Raw genomic sequence first — 13,990 nt, forward strand, 5'->3', positions numbered from 1 at the left:
CCGTCCCGACAGCGGAGGCCGCAGGGCAGGGCGTTGAAATGGGGAAGCGCCGACAGGAAGATCGGTCCGGCGGAGGATGGTCGGCCGATGCCGACGCAGTTTCCTTTGCAGCTGCTGCCGGCTTTGCCAGCGAATGGTGATGGGCGCGTGTTCGGGGTTTGCCGGCTCTGCGGGTGGACTGCGCGGCGCTCTTTACGCTCCGCTGACAGCCCCCAGGCCGGCACCTAGATTTACTGTCCATAAGAATTTCAGTCTACAGGAGCCCGCTTCTCCGGCCGCGACTCCCGCCACGCCGAACGGGCAGACTCTCGCCTGCCGCCAAAACCCCTATTTCCGCGCACTACATTCCGCCATATTCCGGCCTTTTCGCGTCACTTCATGATTTGGGTCACCCTTATTGGCAGTTACCACAGGATGCTTACTAGACTGGCATTGGTCTGGGTTCAGAGGACGCAGAGACCGGTTAAAACGTAGTGCTGAAGCACCGTGGGCCGGAGAGAAATCAAACTCATGGAAGAGGCGTATTTCAAGTGCCAGAGCAGCCTAGCCACCGTCTACCAGAGGAATTTGGCGGAAACGAGTGGCTCGTTGACGAACTGTACGAGCAGTACCAAAAGGACAAGAACTCAGTCGACGCCAAATGGTGGCCGCTGTTTGAATCCTTCGGCTCGGCCGGCAGTTCTTCTTCCAACGGAAACTCGGGGCATGCCGCTGCCCACCCTGCAACGAGGGAAATGCCGGTTGTGAATGCAGCTCCTGCGGCACCGGCAGCGCCGCCGGCAGCAGCGCCTCCCGTCCCGTCGGCACCGCCGGCCTCGGCGGCACCTGCCGCTCCTGCGCCGGCGCCTGTGAAGAAGGCTCCTGCCACTGTGGCCCGCGACGGTTCGAAGAAGACCGAGTCCGGCACAGGCTCGCAGCCCATCCCTGCGCAGCTGCCCAAGAACGTCAAGGCACCCACGGCTCCGGAAGAGGACGTTGTTTCCGTCCTTCGCGGACCGGCGAAGGCCATTGCAACCAACATGGTCACCAGCCTCCAGGTGCCCACCGCCACCAGCGTCCGGGCCATCCCCGCCAAGCTGCTGATCGACAACCGCGTTGTCATCAACTCCAACCTCGCCCGCGCACGCGGCGGCAAGGTCTCCTTCACGCACCTGATCGGCTACGCGGTCATCCGCGCGCTCTCCCAGTTCCCTTCCATGAACGTGTACTACGACGAAGTGGACGGCAAGCCAGTTGCCGTCCAGCCAGCACACGTCAACTTCGGTATCGCCATCGACATGCCGAAGCCCGACGGAACCCGCCTGCTGATGGTGCCGAACATCAAGAAGGCTGAGACCCTCAACTTCTCCGAGTTCTGGCACACCTACGAGGACCTCATCAAGCGCGCCCGCAACGGCAAGCTGACGGCTGAGGACCACCAGGGCACCACCGTCTCCCTGACCAACCCGGGCGGCATCGGTACCGTGCACTCCGTGCCGCGCCTTTCCAAGGGCCAGGCAGCCATCATCGGCGTTGGCGCACTGGACTATCCTGCGGAATTCCAGGGTGCCAGCGAGAAGATCATCGCCCAGAACGCCATCAGCAAGGTCCTCACCCTGACCTCCACCTACGATCACCGGGTGATTCAGGGTGCCGGCAGCGGTGAGTTCCTGAAGCTGGTCCACCAGCTCCTGCTCGGTGCGCAGAACTTCTACGACGAGATCTTCGAGTCCCTGCGCATTCCGTACGAGCCCGTACGCTGGAGCGCCGACAAGCAGGTGGACCCGGCTGACGAAATCAACAAGGTTGCCCGGATCCAGCAGCTGATCCACTCCTACCGCGTCCGCGGACACCTGATGGCGGACACTGATCCCCTCGAATACGTCCAGCGCAAGCACCCGGACCTCGATGTCCTCACCTACGGCCTGACGCTCTGGGACCTGGACCGCGAATGGCCCACCGGCGGCTTCGGCGGCAAGCCCATGCTCAAGTTCCGCGACATCCTGGGCGTCCTGCGCGACGCCTACTGCCGCACCACGGGCATCGAATACATGCACATCCAGGAGCCTGCCGAGCGCAAGTGGTTCCAGGACCAGCTGGAGCACCCCTACTCGAAGCCGAGCCGTGAAGAGCAGCTGCGCATCGTCTCGAAGCTGAACGCCGCGGAGGCGTTCGAGACCTTCCTGCAGACCAAGTTCGTTGGCCAGAAGCGCTTCTCGCTTGAAGGCGGCGAGTCCCTGATTCCGCTGCTGGACGCCATCATGTCCGATGCCGCCGATGACGGCCTGGACGAAGTAGCCATCGGCATGGCCCACCGCGGCCGCCTGAACGTGCTCACCAACATCGCCGGCAAGACCTACGCACAGGTTTTCCGCGAATTCGAGGGCACCCAGGATCCCCGCTCGGTACAGGGATCCGGCGACGTCAAGTACCACCTGGGCACCGAGGGAACCTTCACCTCGGACAACGGCAAGGAGACCAAGGTCTACCTGGCCGCCAACCCGTCCCACCTCGAAGCAGTGGACCCTGTCCTGGAGGGCATCGTCCGCGCCAAGCAGGACCGGCTGGACCAGGGCGAGTCGTTCCCGGTCCTGCCCATCATGGTCCACGGCGACGCCGCGTTCGCCGGCCAGGGCGTGGTTGCCGAAACCCTGAACCTGTCCCAGCTCCGCGGCTACCGCACCGGCGGAACCATCCACGTGGTGGTCAACAACCAGGTGGGCTTCACCACCGCCCCGTCCTCGTCCCGGTCCTCTACGTACTCCACTGATGTTGCCAAGATGATCCAGGCACCGGTGTTCCACGTGAACGGCGACGATCCCGAGGCTGTGGTCCGCATCGGCCAGCTCGCCTACGAGTTCCGCCAGCGGTTCCACAAGGACGTTGTCATCGACATGGTGTGCTACCGCCGCCGCGGGCACAACGAGGGCGATGACCCCTCGATGACCCAGCCGTTGATGTACAACCTGATCGAAGCCAAGCGTTCAGTGCGCAAGCTGTACACCGAGTCGCTGATCGGCCGTGGTGACATTACCGAGGAAGAAGCAGAGCAGCTGCTCCGCGACTACCAGGAACGCCTGGAACGGGTCTTTGCCGAGACCCATGCTGCGCAGACCTCCCCGATTCCGATCGTGACCGCGGATTCCGCAGCGGTGTCCGACATTGAGCGGCCTATCGCCCAGCAGTCCGACTCCAGCACCAACTCCCCCGTGTCCACTGCCATTTCGGCAGACACCCTGGCGCGGATCGGCAAGGCCCACCTGGAGATCCCTGACGGCTTCACCGTCCACGCCAAGCTCAAGCAGCTGCTGGAGAAGCGTGAACAGATGTCCCGCGAAGGCGGCATCGACTGGGGCTTCGGCGAGATCGCAGCCTTCGGCTCCCTCATCATGGAAGGCGTACCGGTGCGCCTGGCCGGCCAGGACTCACGCCGCGGCACGTTCGTCCAGCGCCACGCCGTCTTCCACGACCGTGCCAACGGTAAGGAATGGCTGCCGCTGGGCAACCTCTCCGACGACCAGGCCAAGCTGTGGATCTACGATTCGCTGCTGTCCGAATACGCGGCCATGGGCTTCGAATACGGCTACTCCGTGGAACGCCCCGACGCCCTCGTCCTGTGGGAAGCGCAGTTCGGCGACTTCGTCAACGGCGCCCAGATCGTCATCGACGAATTCATTTCCTCCGCGGAGCAGAAATGGGGCCAGCGCTCGTCGCTGGTGCTGATGCTTCCGCACGGCTACGAGGGCCAGGGACCGGACCACTCCTCGGCAAGGATCGAACGCTTCCTGCAGATGTGCGCCGAAGAGAACATGATCGTGGCCAACCCCACCACGGCGGCCTCGCACTTCCACCTGCTCCGCCGCCAGGCGTACAGCCGGCCGAGGAAGCCGCTGATCATCTTCACGCCGAAGCAGCTGCTGCGCCTCAAAGCCGCCGCGTCGTCCGTGGAGGACTTCACCACCGGCGGGTTCCGGCCTGTCATCGGTGAGCATGAGCAGTTGGCCGCCGACGCCGTCGAACGCGTGCTGCTGGTCTCCGGCCGCCTCTACTACGATCTCCTGTCCACCCGGCAGAAGACCGATGACAAAACGACGGCGATTGTTCGGGTGGAGCAGCTTTACCCGCTGCCGCACGCGGAGATCGCGGCCGAGCTGGCCAAGTACCCCAACGCCGAGGTTGTCTGGGCCCAGGACGAGCCCGCCAACCAGGGACCGTGGCCGTTTATCGGCCTGAACCTCCCGGATGCCCTTGACCGGAGGGTCCGCCTGGTGTCGCGTCCGGCCTCGGCCTCCACGGCCGCCGGCTCCATGAAGCGCCACGCCGCAGAGCAGGATGCCCTGCTGAAGCAGGCATTTGCGCGGAAGTAACCAGTAAGGCTGCCCGGCCGGAGTCGAAATACCAGACTCCGGCCGGGCAGTTCTGTTTAATGGGATGGACAGCGCCGGCCCGATCCCCCTATATGGTCCGAATGGCGACGGGCAGCCAGCACCGAGGTTAAGAGGAACGTGTGGAAGACAGGAAGCTGCGTATCGCAGCTGTAGGAGATGAATTGCTGGCCGGTCTGGGTGACCCCCGGGCGCTCGGCTGGCTGGGCCGCGTGTTGGCCCGGACTCCCCAGGATGGCGTGCTCCTGGAAAGCTACGCCCTCCCCTGTCCGCAGGAAGGAACGGAAGGCCTGGCCGCCCGCTGGATGGACGAGGCCGGCAGGCGGTTCAGCGACCATGCCGAGAACCGCCTGGTCATAGGCCTGTCCGGCCGGGATATCGAGTTCGGACTATCAACAGCCCGCAGCCGGCTCAACCTGGCCAACATCCTGGACTCGGCGTCCCAGAACCGCCTGGGGGTTTTTGTGGTGGGACCGCCACCCACTCTGGACCCTGCCCAAAACCGCCGGCTGGACGAGCTGAACACTGCCTTCGCTGATGTCACCACACGCCGCAAGCACCTCTATGTGGATACTTTTTCTCCCCTCCTGAACCACGAACAGTGGCGGCAGGACCTGGCTGCGAACGGCGGCACGCCCGGGCAGGCCGGATATGGGCTGATGGCCTGGCTGGTACTGCACCGTGGCTGGTTCCAGTGGCTGGGGATGGCCGTCCCCGAGTAGGCCGAGTTCGCGATATATCTTGACCGCCGCCCGCGCCGGCAGTAGGTTGGGTGCATCACGCGATATAACGTCTTGGAGGACCAATGGCTCAGCAAAACTGGGATGTCACGAGCGCGCAGACCATCGACGTCGACTCGGTGACGTCACTGAAGCTGGGCATGGTGCGTGGCCGCTTCGACGTGGTGGCGCACCACGAGCCGGTGACCCGGATAGAGATTTCCGAGGTCCAGGGCGACCCCGTGGCAGTTTCCTTGGAGGACGGCCGGCTTGAGGTCCGTCACCAGCTGCACGGGCCCCAGGGCTGGTTCAAGAACCTCATGGGAACGGTCAACCACAACAGCGAGAACTACGCGGTCATCAGCATTGCGGTTCCGGCGACGGTTGAGGTTGAGGCAGGCACCGTCAGCGGTGACGGCCTCGTGTCCGGAATGGCGGCCCGAACGCGCCTGAACACCGTCTCCGGTTCCGTGATGGCCGACGGCACGGACGGTGAACTGCACGTTAACACCGTCAGCGGCGAGGTGAGCGCCCGCCACCACACGGGCGTCCTTACTGCCAAGACCGTCTCGGGCGAGGTGACCGCGTCCGGCAACTTCAGCCACATCCGGGCCAACACGGTCAGCGGCGCCATGAGTTTCGACCTGCTGGGCTACACCGAGGATTTCGGGGCAAACTCAGTATCGGGAGACCTCACCATCCGCATACCGCACGACGTCGGCGTGGACATTGTGGCCAAATCGGCCAGCGGAACAGTGGTGATCGACCACCAGAAGTACCACGTACCCGGGGGCAAGGTGGAAACGATCGCCGGCCCGGACACGAAACTCATGCTGGTCAGGACCAATTCTGTGTCCGGCACAACATCCATCGTCCACAGCGGACTGTCCGGGAACGCGGAAGAACGGCCCTGATGCCGGCCGTCTTCGCCCACGGCGCCCTGCGGCTCTACCTTTTGTCCCTGCTGGAGTCCGGCCCGAAGCATGGCTACGAACTCATCAAGGCGCTGAAGGAACGGTTTGGCGGCACGTACTCCCCCAGCGCGGGAACCATCTACCCGCGGTTGGGGAAACTCGAGGAGGAGGGGTTGGTGGCCACGGAAACGGCCGGGCGCCGCACCAACTACCGCATTACGCCTGCCGGACTCGCGGAGCTGAACCTGCGCCGTGAAGAACTGGCGGCCGTGGAAAACGAGATTTCCGCCTCGGTGCGGCGCCTGGCAGACAACCTCCGCGAAGACATCCGCAGCAATATGCGCGGGCTGCGGGCTGACCTTGCAGCGACGGCGGAGGCGGCCCGGGCCGCCGCCGGTTCGGTCGATGCCACCGCCTCCAGCGGCAGGGCGTCACCCGGGGGCAGGCGTTCCCTGAAGGAAGCCGAGACGATGCTCCAGGCGTTCCGGGATGACCTCCGCAGCGAGCTGCGGCTGCAGGCGGGCAAGCAGCCGCTGAGTCCAGTGGTCCTGGAAACGCTGAGGACGGTGCTGGAACAGGCCCGCATCGCCGTCCGGAATTCCCTCCTCGAAAAGTAGCCTCCGCGCTAATGCCCCACATCGAGCCGCAGGTCACGAGGTGGTCGCCGGTTCGCGGGGTGCCGGATGATGTGGGAGACTTGAGGGCAGCTCTTTTGAGTACCAACAGTAAGGAGGCCAGCTATGAGCAAGCGTGCACGCAAGCGTCGTGACCGTAAGCGTGGCGGCGCGAACCACGGGAAGCGCCCCAACACCTAGGCAAAACGCCAGGTACTACGGTTCACAGCAAAGGACCCCGGAAGCTATTCGGCTTCCGGGGTCCTTTGTATGTGTTGATGAAATCGTCGCCTTGCCTGGCTGCTGGACAGCTGTCCCGGGCTAGGCGTCCACCGGGCGGATCGAATGGATCCGGTCCAGGATGGCGTTCTTGAGGTTCTCGGGAGCAGCCTCAGTGCAGGAACGCTTGACCATGTTGCGGATGACGCACTCAAGGTCGTACTGCTCCGTGCATTCGGGGCAGTCATCAAGGTGGGTCTTTATTTCCGTGATGTCCTCACGGGTCAAGGCACCGTCCAGATACTCATAGATGCGTTGCATCCGGGTGTCGTCGCAGTCGCCCAATCCCTGGCAGTCGCTCATTTCCTGTTCTCCTGTTGTGTGCTTTCCGCCGCGTCCTGCGGACCTGCGGCCGTTTTGAATCCCCGCTCGGCGGCGTACTCCCCGAGCATGTCCCGCAACATTCTCCGGCCGCGGTGGAGCCGGGACATCACAGTGCCAATGGGCGTGTTCATGATGTCTGAAATTTCCTTGTACGCGAAGCCCTCGACGTCCGCGAAGTAGACCGCCAGGCGGAACTCTTCGGGGATGTCCTGGAGCGCGCGCTTGACGTCTGAATCGGGCAGGTGATCCAGCGCCTCTGCCTCAGCGGAGCGGAGCCCGCTGGAGGTGTGTGACTCAGCCCGCGCCAACTGCCAGTCCTCGATGGTGTCCGAGTTGGACTGGAGCGGCTCGCGCTGCCGTTTGCGGTACAGATTGATATAGGTGTTCGTCAGGATCCGGTAGAGCCAGGCCTTGAGGTTGGTTCCCGGCTTGTACTGGTGAAACGCGGAGAAGGCCTTGGTGTAGGCCTCCTGGACGAGGTCCTCCGCGTCAGCAGGGTTCCGGGCCATGCGCATCGCGGCCGAATACAGCTGGTCGACATACTGCATTGCGTCACGCTCAAACCGGGCGCGGCGCTCTTCCGCAGATTCCGTGGAAAGCTCCACCACCTCTTCGGTGGTTTCCGCGTCGGGCCGCGGGGAATCTGCCGATGGCTCCGCGGCCTCGGGCTGTGCGTCAGCGCTGCTCTTGGCTTCGCTTTGGGAAGCCTCATACATGGCCGAAACGGCCGGATCCAAGGTGCTCATTGCCTTCAAGTCTACTGTCAGGCTCCGCGCACGCGGCGTGCCGTACCCGGGGGGTTCGTCCTCGAACGAGTCCATTGCCACCGGGCCTGCCGCTTCAATTCCGTCCAACACCCGCCTCAAGGGCCAACTCCGCTCTGTTGTCCGGTGCTTTGTGGTTCGGGTCCAGCTCTCGCGGACCCAGCATCCATAACCCCGGGCCTTGGGCAAATATTCCCCAAAAGTGCAAGACTAGAACCGACTTCGCCGCAGCCGACGCGGTTCGTCCAGCCAGGAGGAAACTCATGACCTTTGTCCGCACACTCGCCCGGCCCATGCTGGCTTCCAGTTTTGTTTTTGCCGGAATGGATAAGCTCAAGAACGCCGACGACACCGCCCAGCAGTTGTCACCCCTGCTGAGCAAGGCAACGGCGGCGCTGCCGTTCCGTACTGACGAGAAGACGCTGGCACGGGTTATCGGTGGCACGCAGGTGGGCGCGGGCGTCCTCTTTGGACTCGGGAAATTTTCCCGGCTTTCAGCCACTGTACTGACCGTCATTTCCCTTCTGAATACCTTTGTCGAGTGGCGCAGCGCGGACATCAGCAGCAAGGAAGGCCGCGGAAACCGCCGCAACCAGCTGCTCAAGAACCTTTCACTGAGCGGCGGAGCCCTGCTTGCTTCCGTTGACACGGCAGGCAAGCCCGGACTCGCCTGGCGCGCAGAGCACTTCGCCGCAGACGCGCGGAAGGGTGCCACCCACCTTGCCGCAGACGCCAGGAAGACCACCAACAAGAAGCTCTCCAAGGCCGATAAGGCTGTACGCCGCGCTGTTGAACAGGCCAAAGGGGCATAAGCAGGACATGACCGCCGCAGCCGCCGCCACCTTCGACAACTCCGGAGCATCCCTCCCCCACTGGCCCGCACCTTTCGCGTCCCGCCCGGTGGATGCCACCGTCACGGTGCCCGGTTCGAAGTCCCTGACCAACCGGTACCTGGTCCTTGCCGCCCTGGCTGACGGCCCGTCACGTTTGCGCGCGCCGCTGCACTCCAGGGATTCGGCTCTGATGATTGACGCGCTCCGCCAGCTTGGCGCCACCATCACCGAGGTGCCGGGGGACGGGGCCTTCGGGCCGGACCTGGAGGTCCTGCCGCTGCCGGCGGCTGCTGCGCCGACCTCCACCATGATCGACTGCGGCCTGGCCGGCACGGTGATGCGATTTGTTCCGCCACTTGCGGTGCTCCGGAACGGCGCCAGCTTGTTCGACGGCGACCCCCACGCCCGGAAGCGGCCCATGGGAACCATCATCGAGGCGCTCAAGGCGCTGGGAGTGGCCGTTTCCGCTGAAGGCGGCGGCACGCCGTCGTCACTGCCGTTTGCAGTGGAAGGCACCGGAGAAGTACGCGGCGGCCACCTGGTCATCGATGCCAGCGCCTCCTCACAGTTCGTCTCGGCACTTCTCCTGGTGGGGGCACGGTTCACTGAGGGCCTGCACCTCGAGCACGTAGGGAAACCCGTACCGAGCCTGGACCACATCAACATGACCGTCGCCGTCCTGCGGGGCGCCGGGGTTGTTGTTGACGATTCGGTTCCCAACCACTGGGTTGTTGCACCCGGTCCCATTCGGGCCTTCGACCAGCGGATTGAGCAGGACCTGTCCAACGCCGGTCCGTTCCTTGCCGCGGCCCTGGCTTCGGGCGGTACCGTACGGGTTCCCGGCTGGCCCGAACAGACGCAACAGGTAGGGGATCTTTGGCGGACCATTCTTGCCGAGATGGGCGCGGAGGTTAGCCTGCGCGACGGCGTCCTCACCGTCACGGGCGGTCCGGAGATCAAGGGCGCGGATTTCGCGGACACGAGCGAGCTGGCCCCGACCGTCGCTGCGCTGTGCGCCTTGGCAAGCGGGCCCTCGCGGCTGAGCGGCATTGCCCATCTGCGCGGGCACGAAACCGACAGGCTTGCCGCACTGGTGACCGAGATCAACCGCCTTGGCGGTGATGCCGAGGAGACCATCGACGGCCTGGTGATCCGGCCTGCCAAGCTGCACGCCGGCGTCGTCCGCAGTTATGCCGACCACCGCATGGCCACCGCCGGCGCAATCCTTGGCCTGGCAGTGGAGGGTGTGCAGGTGGAGGACATCGCCACTACCGCCAAAACCATGCCGGACTTTCCCCGGCTGTGGGCGGACATGCTTGGCCAGGCAGGCCCCGCTACGGGCGCGGAAGGTTCAACCGGTGGCGCGGAGCACTGATTCCTGGGACGAATCGGATGTCCGCATCCGGCCCAGCAAGAAGGGTTCGCGCCCCCGCACCAAGGACCGGCCCAGCCACGACGACGCCGTGACGGGACGGATCATCACCGTTGACCGCGGCAGGTACACGGCCGTGGTGGGCGAGGACTCCGGCAACGAACGAGTGGTCATCGCAGCGAGGGCGCGGGAGCTGCGCCGCAACCCGGTCGTGGCGGGCGATTTCGTCTCCCTCGTGGGCGACGTTTCCGGCGAACCGGACACCCTGGCCCGGTTGGTCAAGATCCAGGACCGCAGGACGCTGCTGCGCCGCAGCGCGGACGACACCGATCCCGTGGAACGCGCCGTGGTGGCCAACGCGGACCAACTGGTGGTTGTGGTGGCTGCCGCCAACCCCGAGCCGCGCACCGGCTTCATCGACCGCGCCCTGGTGGCGGCGTACGACGCCGGGATCGAGCCAATCCTGTTGGTCACCAAGGCTGACGTCAAGGATCCGGCCGAGCTGCTGTCCAACTACACGCACCTCGACCTCCCCGTGATCATCAGCCGGACGGCCGACTCCAGCGCTTCGGGGATCGATGCCCGCTCGGACGACGGCCTGTCCGCGCGCCTGGACAGCAGGGCCGTCGCGGAGCTCCGCGCTTACCTGGACGGAAAAGTGACAGTCATGCTGGGGCACTCCGGCGTGGGCAAGTCAACCATGGTCAACGCGCTGACCGGGGCCGAACGTGCCACCGGCGGGGTCAATGCGGTGACGGGCCGGGGCCGCCACACGTCGTCGTCCGCGCTGGCGTTGAGGCTTGCAGACGCACCCGCCGGCAGCTGGATCATCGACACCCCTGGCATCCGCTCCTTCGGCCTGGCGCACGTGGACCCGGACCGGATCCTGCGCTCCTTCCCGGACCTCTCCCCCGGCATCGAGGACTGCGAACGCGGCTGCAAACACACCGCCACGGCCGTGAACTGCGGGCTGGACGCTTGGGTGGGCGGTGGGCATGCCGGAGCCACCGGAGAAGCCCGGCTGGCATCCCTGCGGCGCCTCCTGGGCACCGACCCGCGGCAGGAGGCGCAGGAGGCCAAGGAGCTCGGCAGCGTCAACTGACAAAGCCGATCTCCCAGCAGAACCGCGCGCAGACGGTAGTTTGGAACCATGATCCAACCCGCTTCAAGCTACAACGATGACCTGCGCCTGGCGCACGTCCTGGCAGACTCTGTGGATGACCAGACCATGAGCCGCTTCAAGGCCCAGGACCTCCAGGTGGAGACCAAGCCCGACCTGACGCCGGTCACCGACGCGGACAAAGCTGCGGAAGAAGCCATCCGCGGCCAGTTGTCCCGCTCCCGTCCGCGCGACGCCGTGCTCGGTGAAGAGTTCGGCAGTACCGGCCACGGATCCCGCCGCTGGATCATCGATCCCATCGACGGCACCAAGAACTTCGTCCGCGGGGTCCCGGTGTGGGCGACCCTGATCGCCCTGGTTGATGAGGGCGAGCCTGTTGTTGGTGTGGTCAGCGCCCCGGCCCTGGGCAAGCGCTGGTGGGCGGCCAAGGGCATGGGCGCCTACATGGGACGGTCCCTGGCTGCTGCCACCCGCCTCCGCGTCTCCAACGTCGCCAACCTCTCCGACGCATCCCTGTCCTACTCCAGCCTGGGCGGCTGGAAGGAACGCGGGAGCTTGGACAACTTCCTGGGCCTCACCGAGGACGTGTGGCGGACCCGGGCATTTGGCGATTTCTGGTCCTACTGCATGGTGGCGGAAGGCTCTGTGGACATCGCCTGCGAACCCGAACTGAACCTGTACGACATGGCGGCGCTCGTGCCGATCGTGGTCGAAGCGGGCGGCCGCTTCACCTCCCTGGAAGGAGAGGACGGGCCATTCGGCGGCAACGCTCTGGCCACAAACTCCATCCTGCACTCCGAGGTACTCCGCAGGCTGAACCCTGACCTGGACGATCTTCTCTAGGGAACTACTCCGAAGAATCAGCGGCGGGCGCCTCCAAAAGGAGGCGCCCGCCGTCGTTTCTTCGGTCAAAGCAGCACTTTCAGCGTCCGCGTAACAAAGCGCTTAACATTCGAGCCGGCTTCAAACCTTCCTGCCGCATGTCCTACGCTCTTAACCAGGTCACGAGTGCCAGCGCGAAACCCCGGTTTGCTGGCCGGCAACCCTCCAACCGCGGTGGGGTGCCCCGGGTGACGACCAGGCCGGTCCGGAACGGATGCGGCAAGCGCGGATTCCCGGAGCAGGGAGTCCTTTCCGAAGTGAGGTCTCTGTGACAACTGCCACCGTCTCCCCCAACGCCCCCGCCCAGCCTGACAGCATCGAGGCTGAAGCCGCTGCCCTTTTTGATGCCCGCCGCGATGTTGCCGGCCGTCCCCTTGCCGCCGTCACCGGCGCGGAAATCCAGGCACCCCTGATTTCCGGCGGGCATGTCCGGTACGCCAACCTCGACTATGGCGCCTCCGCTCCCGCCCTCTCGGTGGTCTCGGCGTACCTCAACGAGATCCTGCCCTTCTACGCCAGCGTCCACCGCGGCGCCGGCTACGCCTCCCAGATCAGCACGTCCGTCTACGAGAACGCACGCAGCATCGTCCGGGACTTCGTGGGCGGCCGCCCTGATGACTCAGTAATTTTCACCCGCAACACCACAGACTCCCTCAACCTGCTGGCAGGCTGCCTCCCCGCCACCGATGGACATCCGGACGGCGACGTCCTGTACCTGGACATCGAACACCACGCGAACCTGCTGCCGTGGCAGGGCGTCCCCCACCGGAGCATCGTTGCCGCTGACACCATCGCAGGGACTATCGAGTCCGTCCGCGCTGAGCTGGAACAGGGCGGCGTGAGCCTGCTCGCCGTCACCGGCGCCTCCAACGTCACCGGTGAAATTCTTCCCGTCCGGGCCCTCGCCGCACTTGCCCACGAACACGGCGCAAGGATCGTGGTGGACGCGGCCCAGCTCGCACCGCACCGCCGCGTGAACATTGCCGCGGACGGCGTCGACTATCTGGCCTTCTCCGGCCACAAGCTCTACGCGCCGTTTGGTACCGGCGTGCTGGTGGGCCGGCCGGACTGGCTCGACGCCGGAACGCCCCATCTGGCCGGCGGCGGCGCCGTGAAGGAAGCAAGGCTCGACGGCGTCAGCTGGGCCACGGGCCCGGCCCGCCATGAGGGCGGCTCGCCGAACGTCCTTGGCGCAGCAACCCTGGCCCGCGCCACCCAGGTGATCGCCGGGCTGGACCAGGCACAGTGGCACGCCCACGAATCGGCCATCCGCTCCTTCCTGGTGGAAGGCCTGCAGACGATCGACGGCGTGACCGTGCACCAGATCTTCAAGGACACCAACCCGGACACGGACACGATCGGCGTGGTCAACTTCTCCGTGGAAGGCTATGACGCCGGCCTTGTGGCCGCCTACCTTTCCGCTGAGCACGGCGTAGGCCTGCGGGACGGCCGCTTCTGCGCGCACCCGCTGCTGAAGCGGCTCGGGCTTCCCTCCGGTTCCCTTCGTGCAAGTTTCGGCGTCGGCTCACGTCTTGAGGATGCCGAACGCCTCCTGGCCGGCATCGAGTCGCTGCGCCGCAACGGCCTCGGGTGGGACTACGTGGTGGATGCGGGGCGCTGGGTTCCTGCCAACGACACGCGGACCTACCCGCACTGGGCACCCAACACGCCGGGAACCGCCGGCGCTGCCCCCTGCATCGACGACTGAACCCTCGTGCCTGCTACGGGTTCGCGCTGACTCTGCTTCCTGATCTTGCCTCTACGGCGATTGCGGTACATTCGAAGGATACCCAAGGGCATCGGAC

At 65.3% G+C, this 13,990-nt stretch carries 12 protein-coding genes and 1 riboswitch; of the genes, 10 read left to right on the forward strand and 2 right to left on the reverse strand.

Translation table 11 applies throughout. The annotated features are described in order from the left end of the window. Positions 1-530 precede the first annotated feature (530 nt). The 5 genes from M1D93_RS12205 to M1D93_RS12225 all read left to right on the forward strand — a co-directional run bounded on the left by M1D93_RS12205 (position 531) and on the right by M1D93_RS12225 (position 6,812). Entirely contained in the window at positions 531-4,346 is a 3,816-nt protein-coding gene (locus tag M1D93_RS12205) for a multifunctional oxoglutarate decarboxylase/oxoglutarate dehydrogenase thiamine pyrophosphate-binding subunit/dihydrolipoyllysine-residue succinyltransferase subunit (protein WP_461171798.1), read from the forward strand. A gap of 140 nt (positions 4,347-4,486) precedes the next feature. After that, positions 4,487-5,086, forward strand: a complete 600-nt coding sequence (locus M1D93_RS12210) for a GDSL-type esterase/lipase family protein (RefSeq protein ID WP_461171799.1) — start codon at positions 4,487-4,489, stop codon at positions 5,084-5,086. A gap of 83 nt (positions 5,087-5,169) precedes the next feature. Beyond that, complete coding sequence (locus M1D93_RS12215) at positions 5,170-5,997, forward strand: DUF4097 family beta strand repeat-containing protein (protein ID WP_461171800.1); 828 nt, start codon at positions 5,170-5,172, stop codon at positions 5,995-5,997. Beyond that, positions 5,997-6,614, forward strand: a complete 618-nt coding sequence (locus M1D93_RS12220; protein WP_461171801.1) for a PadR family transcriptional regulator — start codon at positions 5,997-5,999, stop codon at positions 6,612-6,614. The genes M1D93_RS12215 and M1D93_RS12220 overlap by 1 nt, the downstream gene beginning before the upstream one ends. Positions 6,615-6,737: 123 nt before the next feature. Beyond that, complete coding sequence (locus M1D93_RS12225) at positions 6,738-6,812, forward strand: 50S ribosomal protein bL37 (protein WP_369299106.1); 75 nt, start codon at positions 6,738-6,740, stop codon at positions 6,810-6,812. Between the two features lie 120 nt (positions 6,813-6,932). Here M1D93_RS12225 and rsrA read toward each other — a convergent pair whose 3' ends face one another. Together rsrA and M1D93_RS12235 are read right to left on the reverse strand one after the other, a co-directional pair. After that, positions 6,933-7,193 (reverse strand): mycothiol system anti-sigma-R factor, encoded by a 261-nt coding sequence (gene rsrA, locus M1D93_RS12230; protein ID WP_163162425.1) that lies wholly within the window; start codon positions 7,191-7,193, stop codon positions 6,933-6,935. Then, positions 7,190-8,035 carry a sigma-70 family RNA polymerase sigma factor gene (locus M1D93_RS12235; RefSeq protein ID WP_461175005.1) on the reverse strand — a complete coding sequence of 282 codons (846 nt, stop codon included), beginning with the start codon at positions 8,033-8,035 and terminating at the stop codon, positions 7,190-7,192. Before M1D93_RS12235 ends, rsrA begins: the two co-directional genes overlap by 4 nt. A gap of 206 nt (positions 8,036-8,241) precedes the next feature. Between M1D93_RS12235 and M1D93_RS12240 the strand changes: the two genes are divergently transcribed. The 5 genes from M1D93_RS12240 (at position 8,242) to M1D93_RS12260 (ending at position 13,893) form a co-directional block, all read left to right on the forward strand. Continuing rightward, complete coding sequence (locus M1D93_RS12240) at positions 8,242-8,790, forward strand: DoxX family protein (protein WP_461171802.1); 549 nt, start codon at positions 8,242-8,244, stop codon at positions 8,788-8,790. A 7-nt stretch (positions 8,791-8,797) separates the two neighbouring features. After that, positions 8,798-10,186, forward strand: coding sequence for a 3-phosphoshikimate 1-carboxyvinyltransferase (gene aroA / locus M1D93_RS12245; RefSeq protein WP_461171803.1), 1,389 nt, complete (start codon positions 8,798-8,800; stop codon positions 10,184-10,186). Next, positions 10,170-11,285 (forward strand): ribosome small subunit-dependent GTPase A, encoded by a 1,116-nt coding sequence (gene rsgA / locus M1D93_RS12250; protein WP_461171804.1) that lies wholly within the window; start codon positions 10,170-10,172, stop codon positions 11,283-11,285. Before aroA ends, rsgA begins: the two co-directional genes overlap by 17 nt. Before the next feature lie 48 nt (positions 11,286-11,333). Next, positions 11,334-12,146 carry a histidinol-phosphatase gene (gene hisN, locus M1D93_RS12255; protein ID WP_461171805.1) on the forward strand — a complete coding sequence of 271 codons (813 nt, stop codon included), beginning with the start codon at positions 11,334-11,336 and terminating at the stop codon, positions 12,144-12,146. Positions 12,147-12,303: 157 nt separating this feature from the next. Then, a riboswitch (SAM riboswitch) is annotated at positions 12,304-12,417 on the forward strand. A gap of 36 nt (positions 12,418-12,453) precedes the next feature. Then, positions 12,454-13,893 carry an aminotransferase class V-fold PLP-dependent enzyme gene (locus M1D93_RS12260; protein ID WP_461171806.1) on the forward strand — a complete coding sequence of 480 codons (1,440 nt, stop codon included), beginning with the start codon at positions 12,454-12,456 and terminating at the stop codon, positions 13,891-13,893. Positions 13,894-13,990: the final 97 nt, after the last annotated feature.

This window comes from Arthrobacter sp. Z1-9 (assembly GCF_054792695.1).

Coding starts and splice junctions, on each gene's coding strand:
- M1D93_RS12215 (WP_461171800.1), top strand. CDS start 5,170: ATGGCTCAGCAAAACTGGGATGTCACGAGCGCGCAGACCATCGACGTC.
- M1D93_RS12220 (WP_461171801.1), top strand. CDS start 5,997: ATGCCGGCCGTCTTCGCCCACGGCGCCCTGCGGCTCTACCTTTTGTCC.
- rsrA (WP_163162425.1), bottom strand. CDS start 7,193: ATGAGCGACTGCCAGGGATTGGGCGACTGCGACGACACCCGGATGCAA.
- M1D93_RS12235 (WP_461175005.1), bottom strand. CDS start 8,035: ATGGACTCGTTCGAGGACGAACCCCCCGGGTACGGCACGCCGCGTGCG.
- M1D93_RS12240 (WP_461171802.1), top strand. CDS start 8,242: ATGACCTTTGTCCGCACACTCGCCCGGCCCATGCTGGCTTCCAGTTTT.
- aroA (WP_461171803.1), top strand. CDS start 8,798: ATGACCGCCGCAGCCGCCGCCACCTTCGACAACTCCGGAGCATCCCTC.
- hisN (WP_461171805.1), top strand. CDS start 11,334: ATGATCCAACCCGCTTCAAGCTACAACGATGACCTGCGCCTGGCGCAC.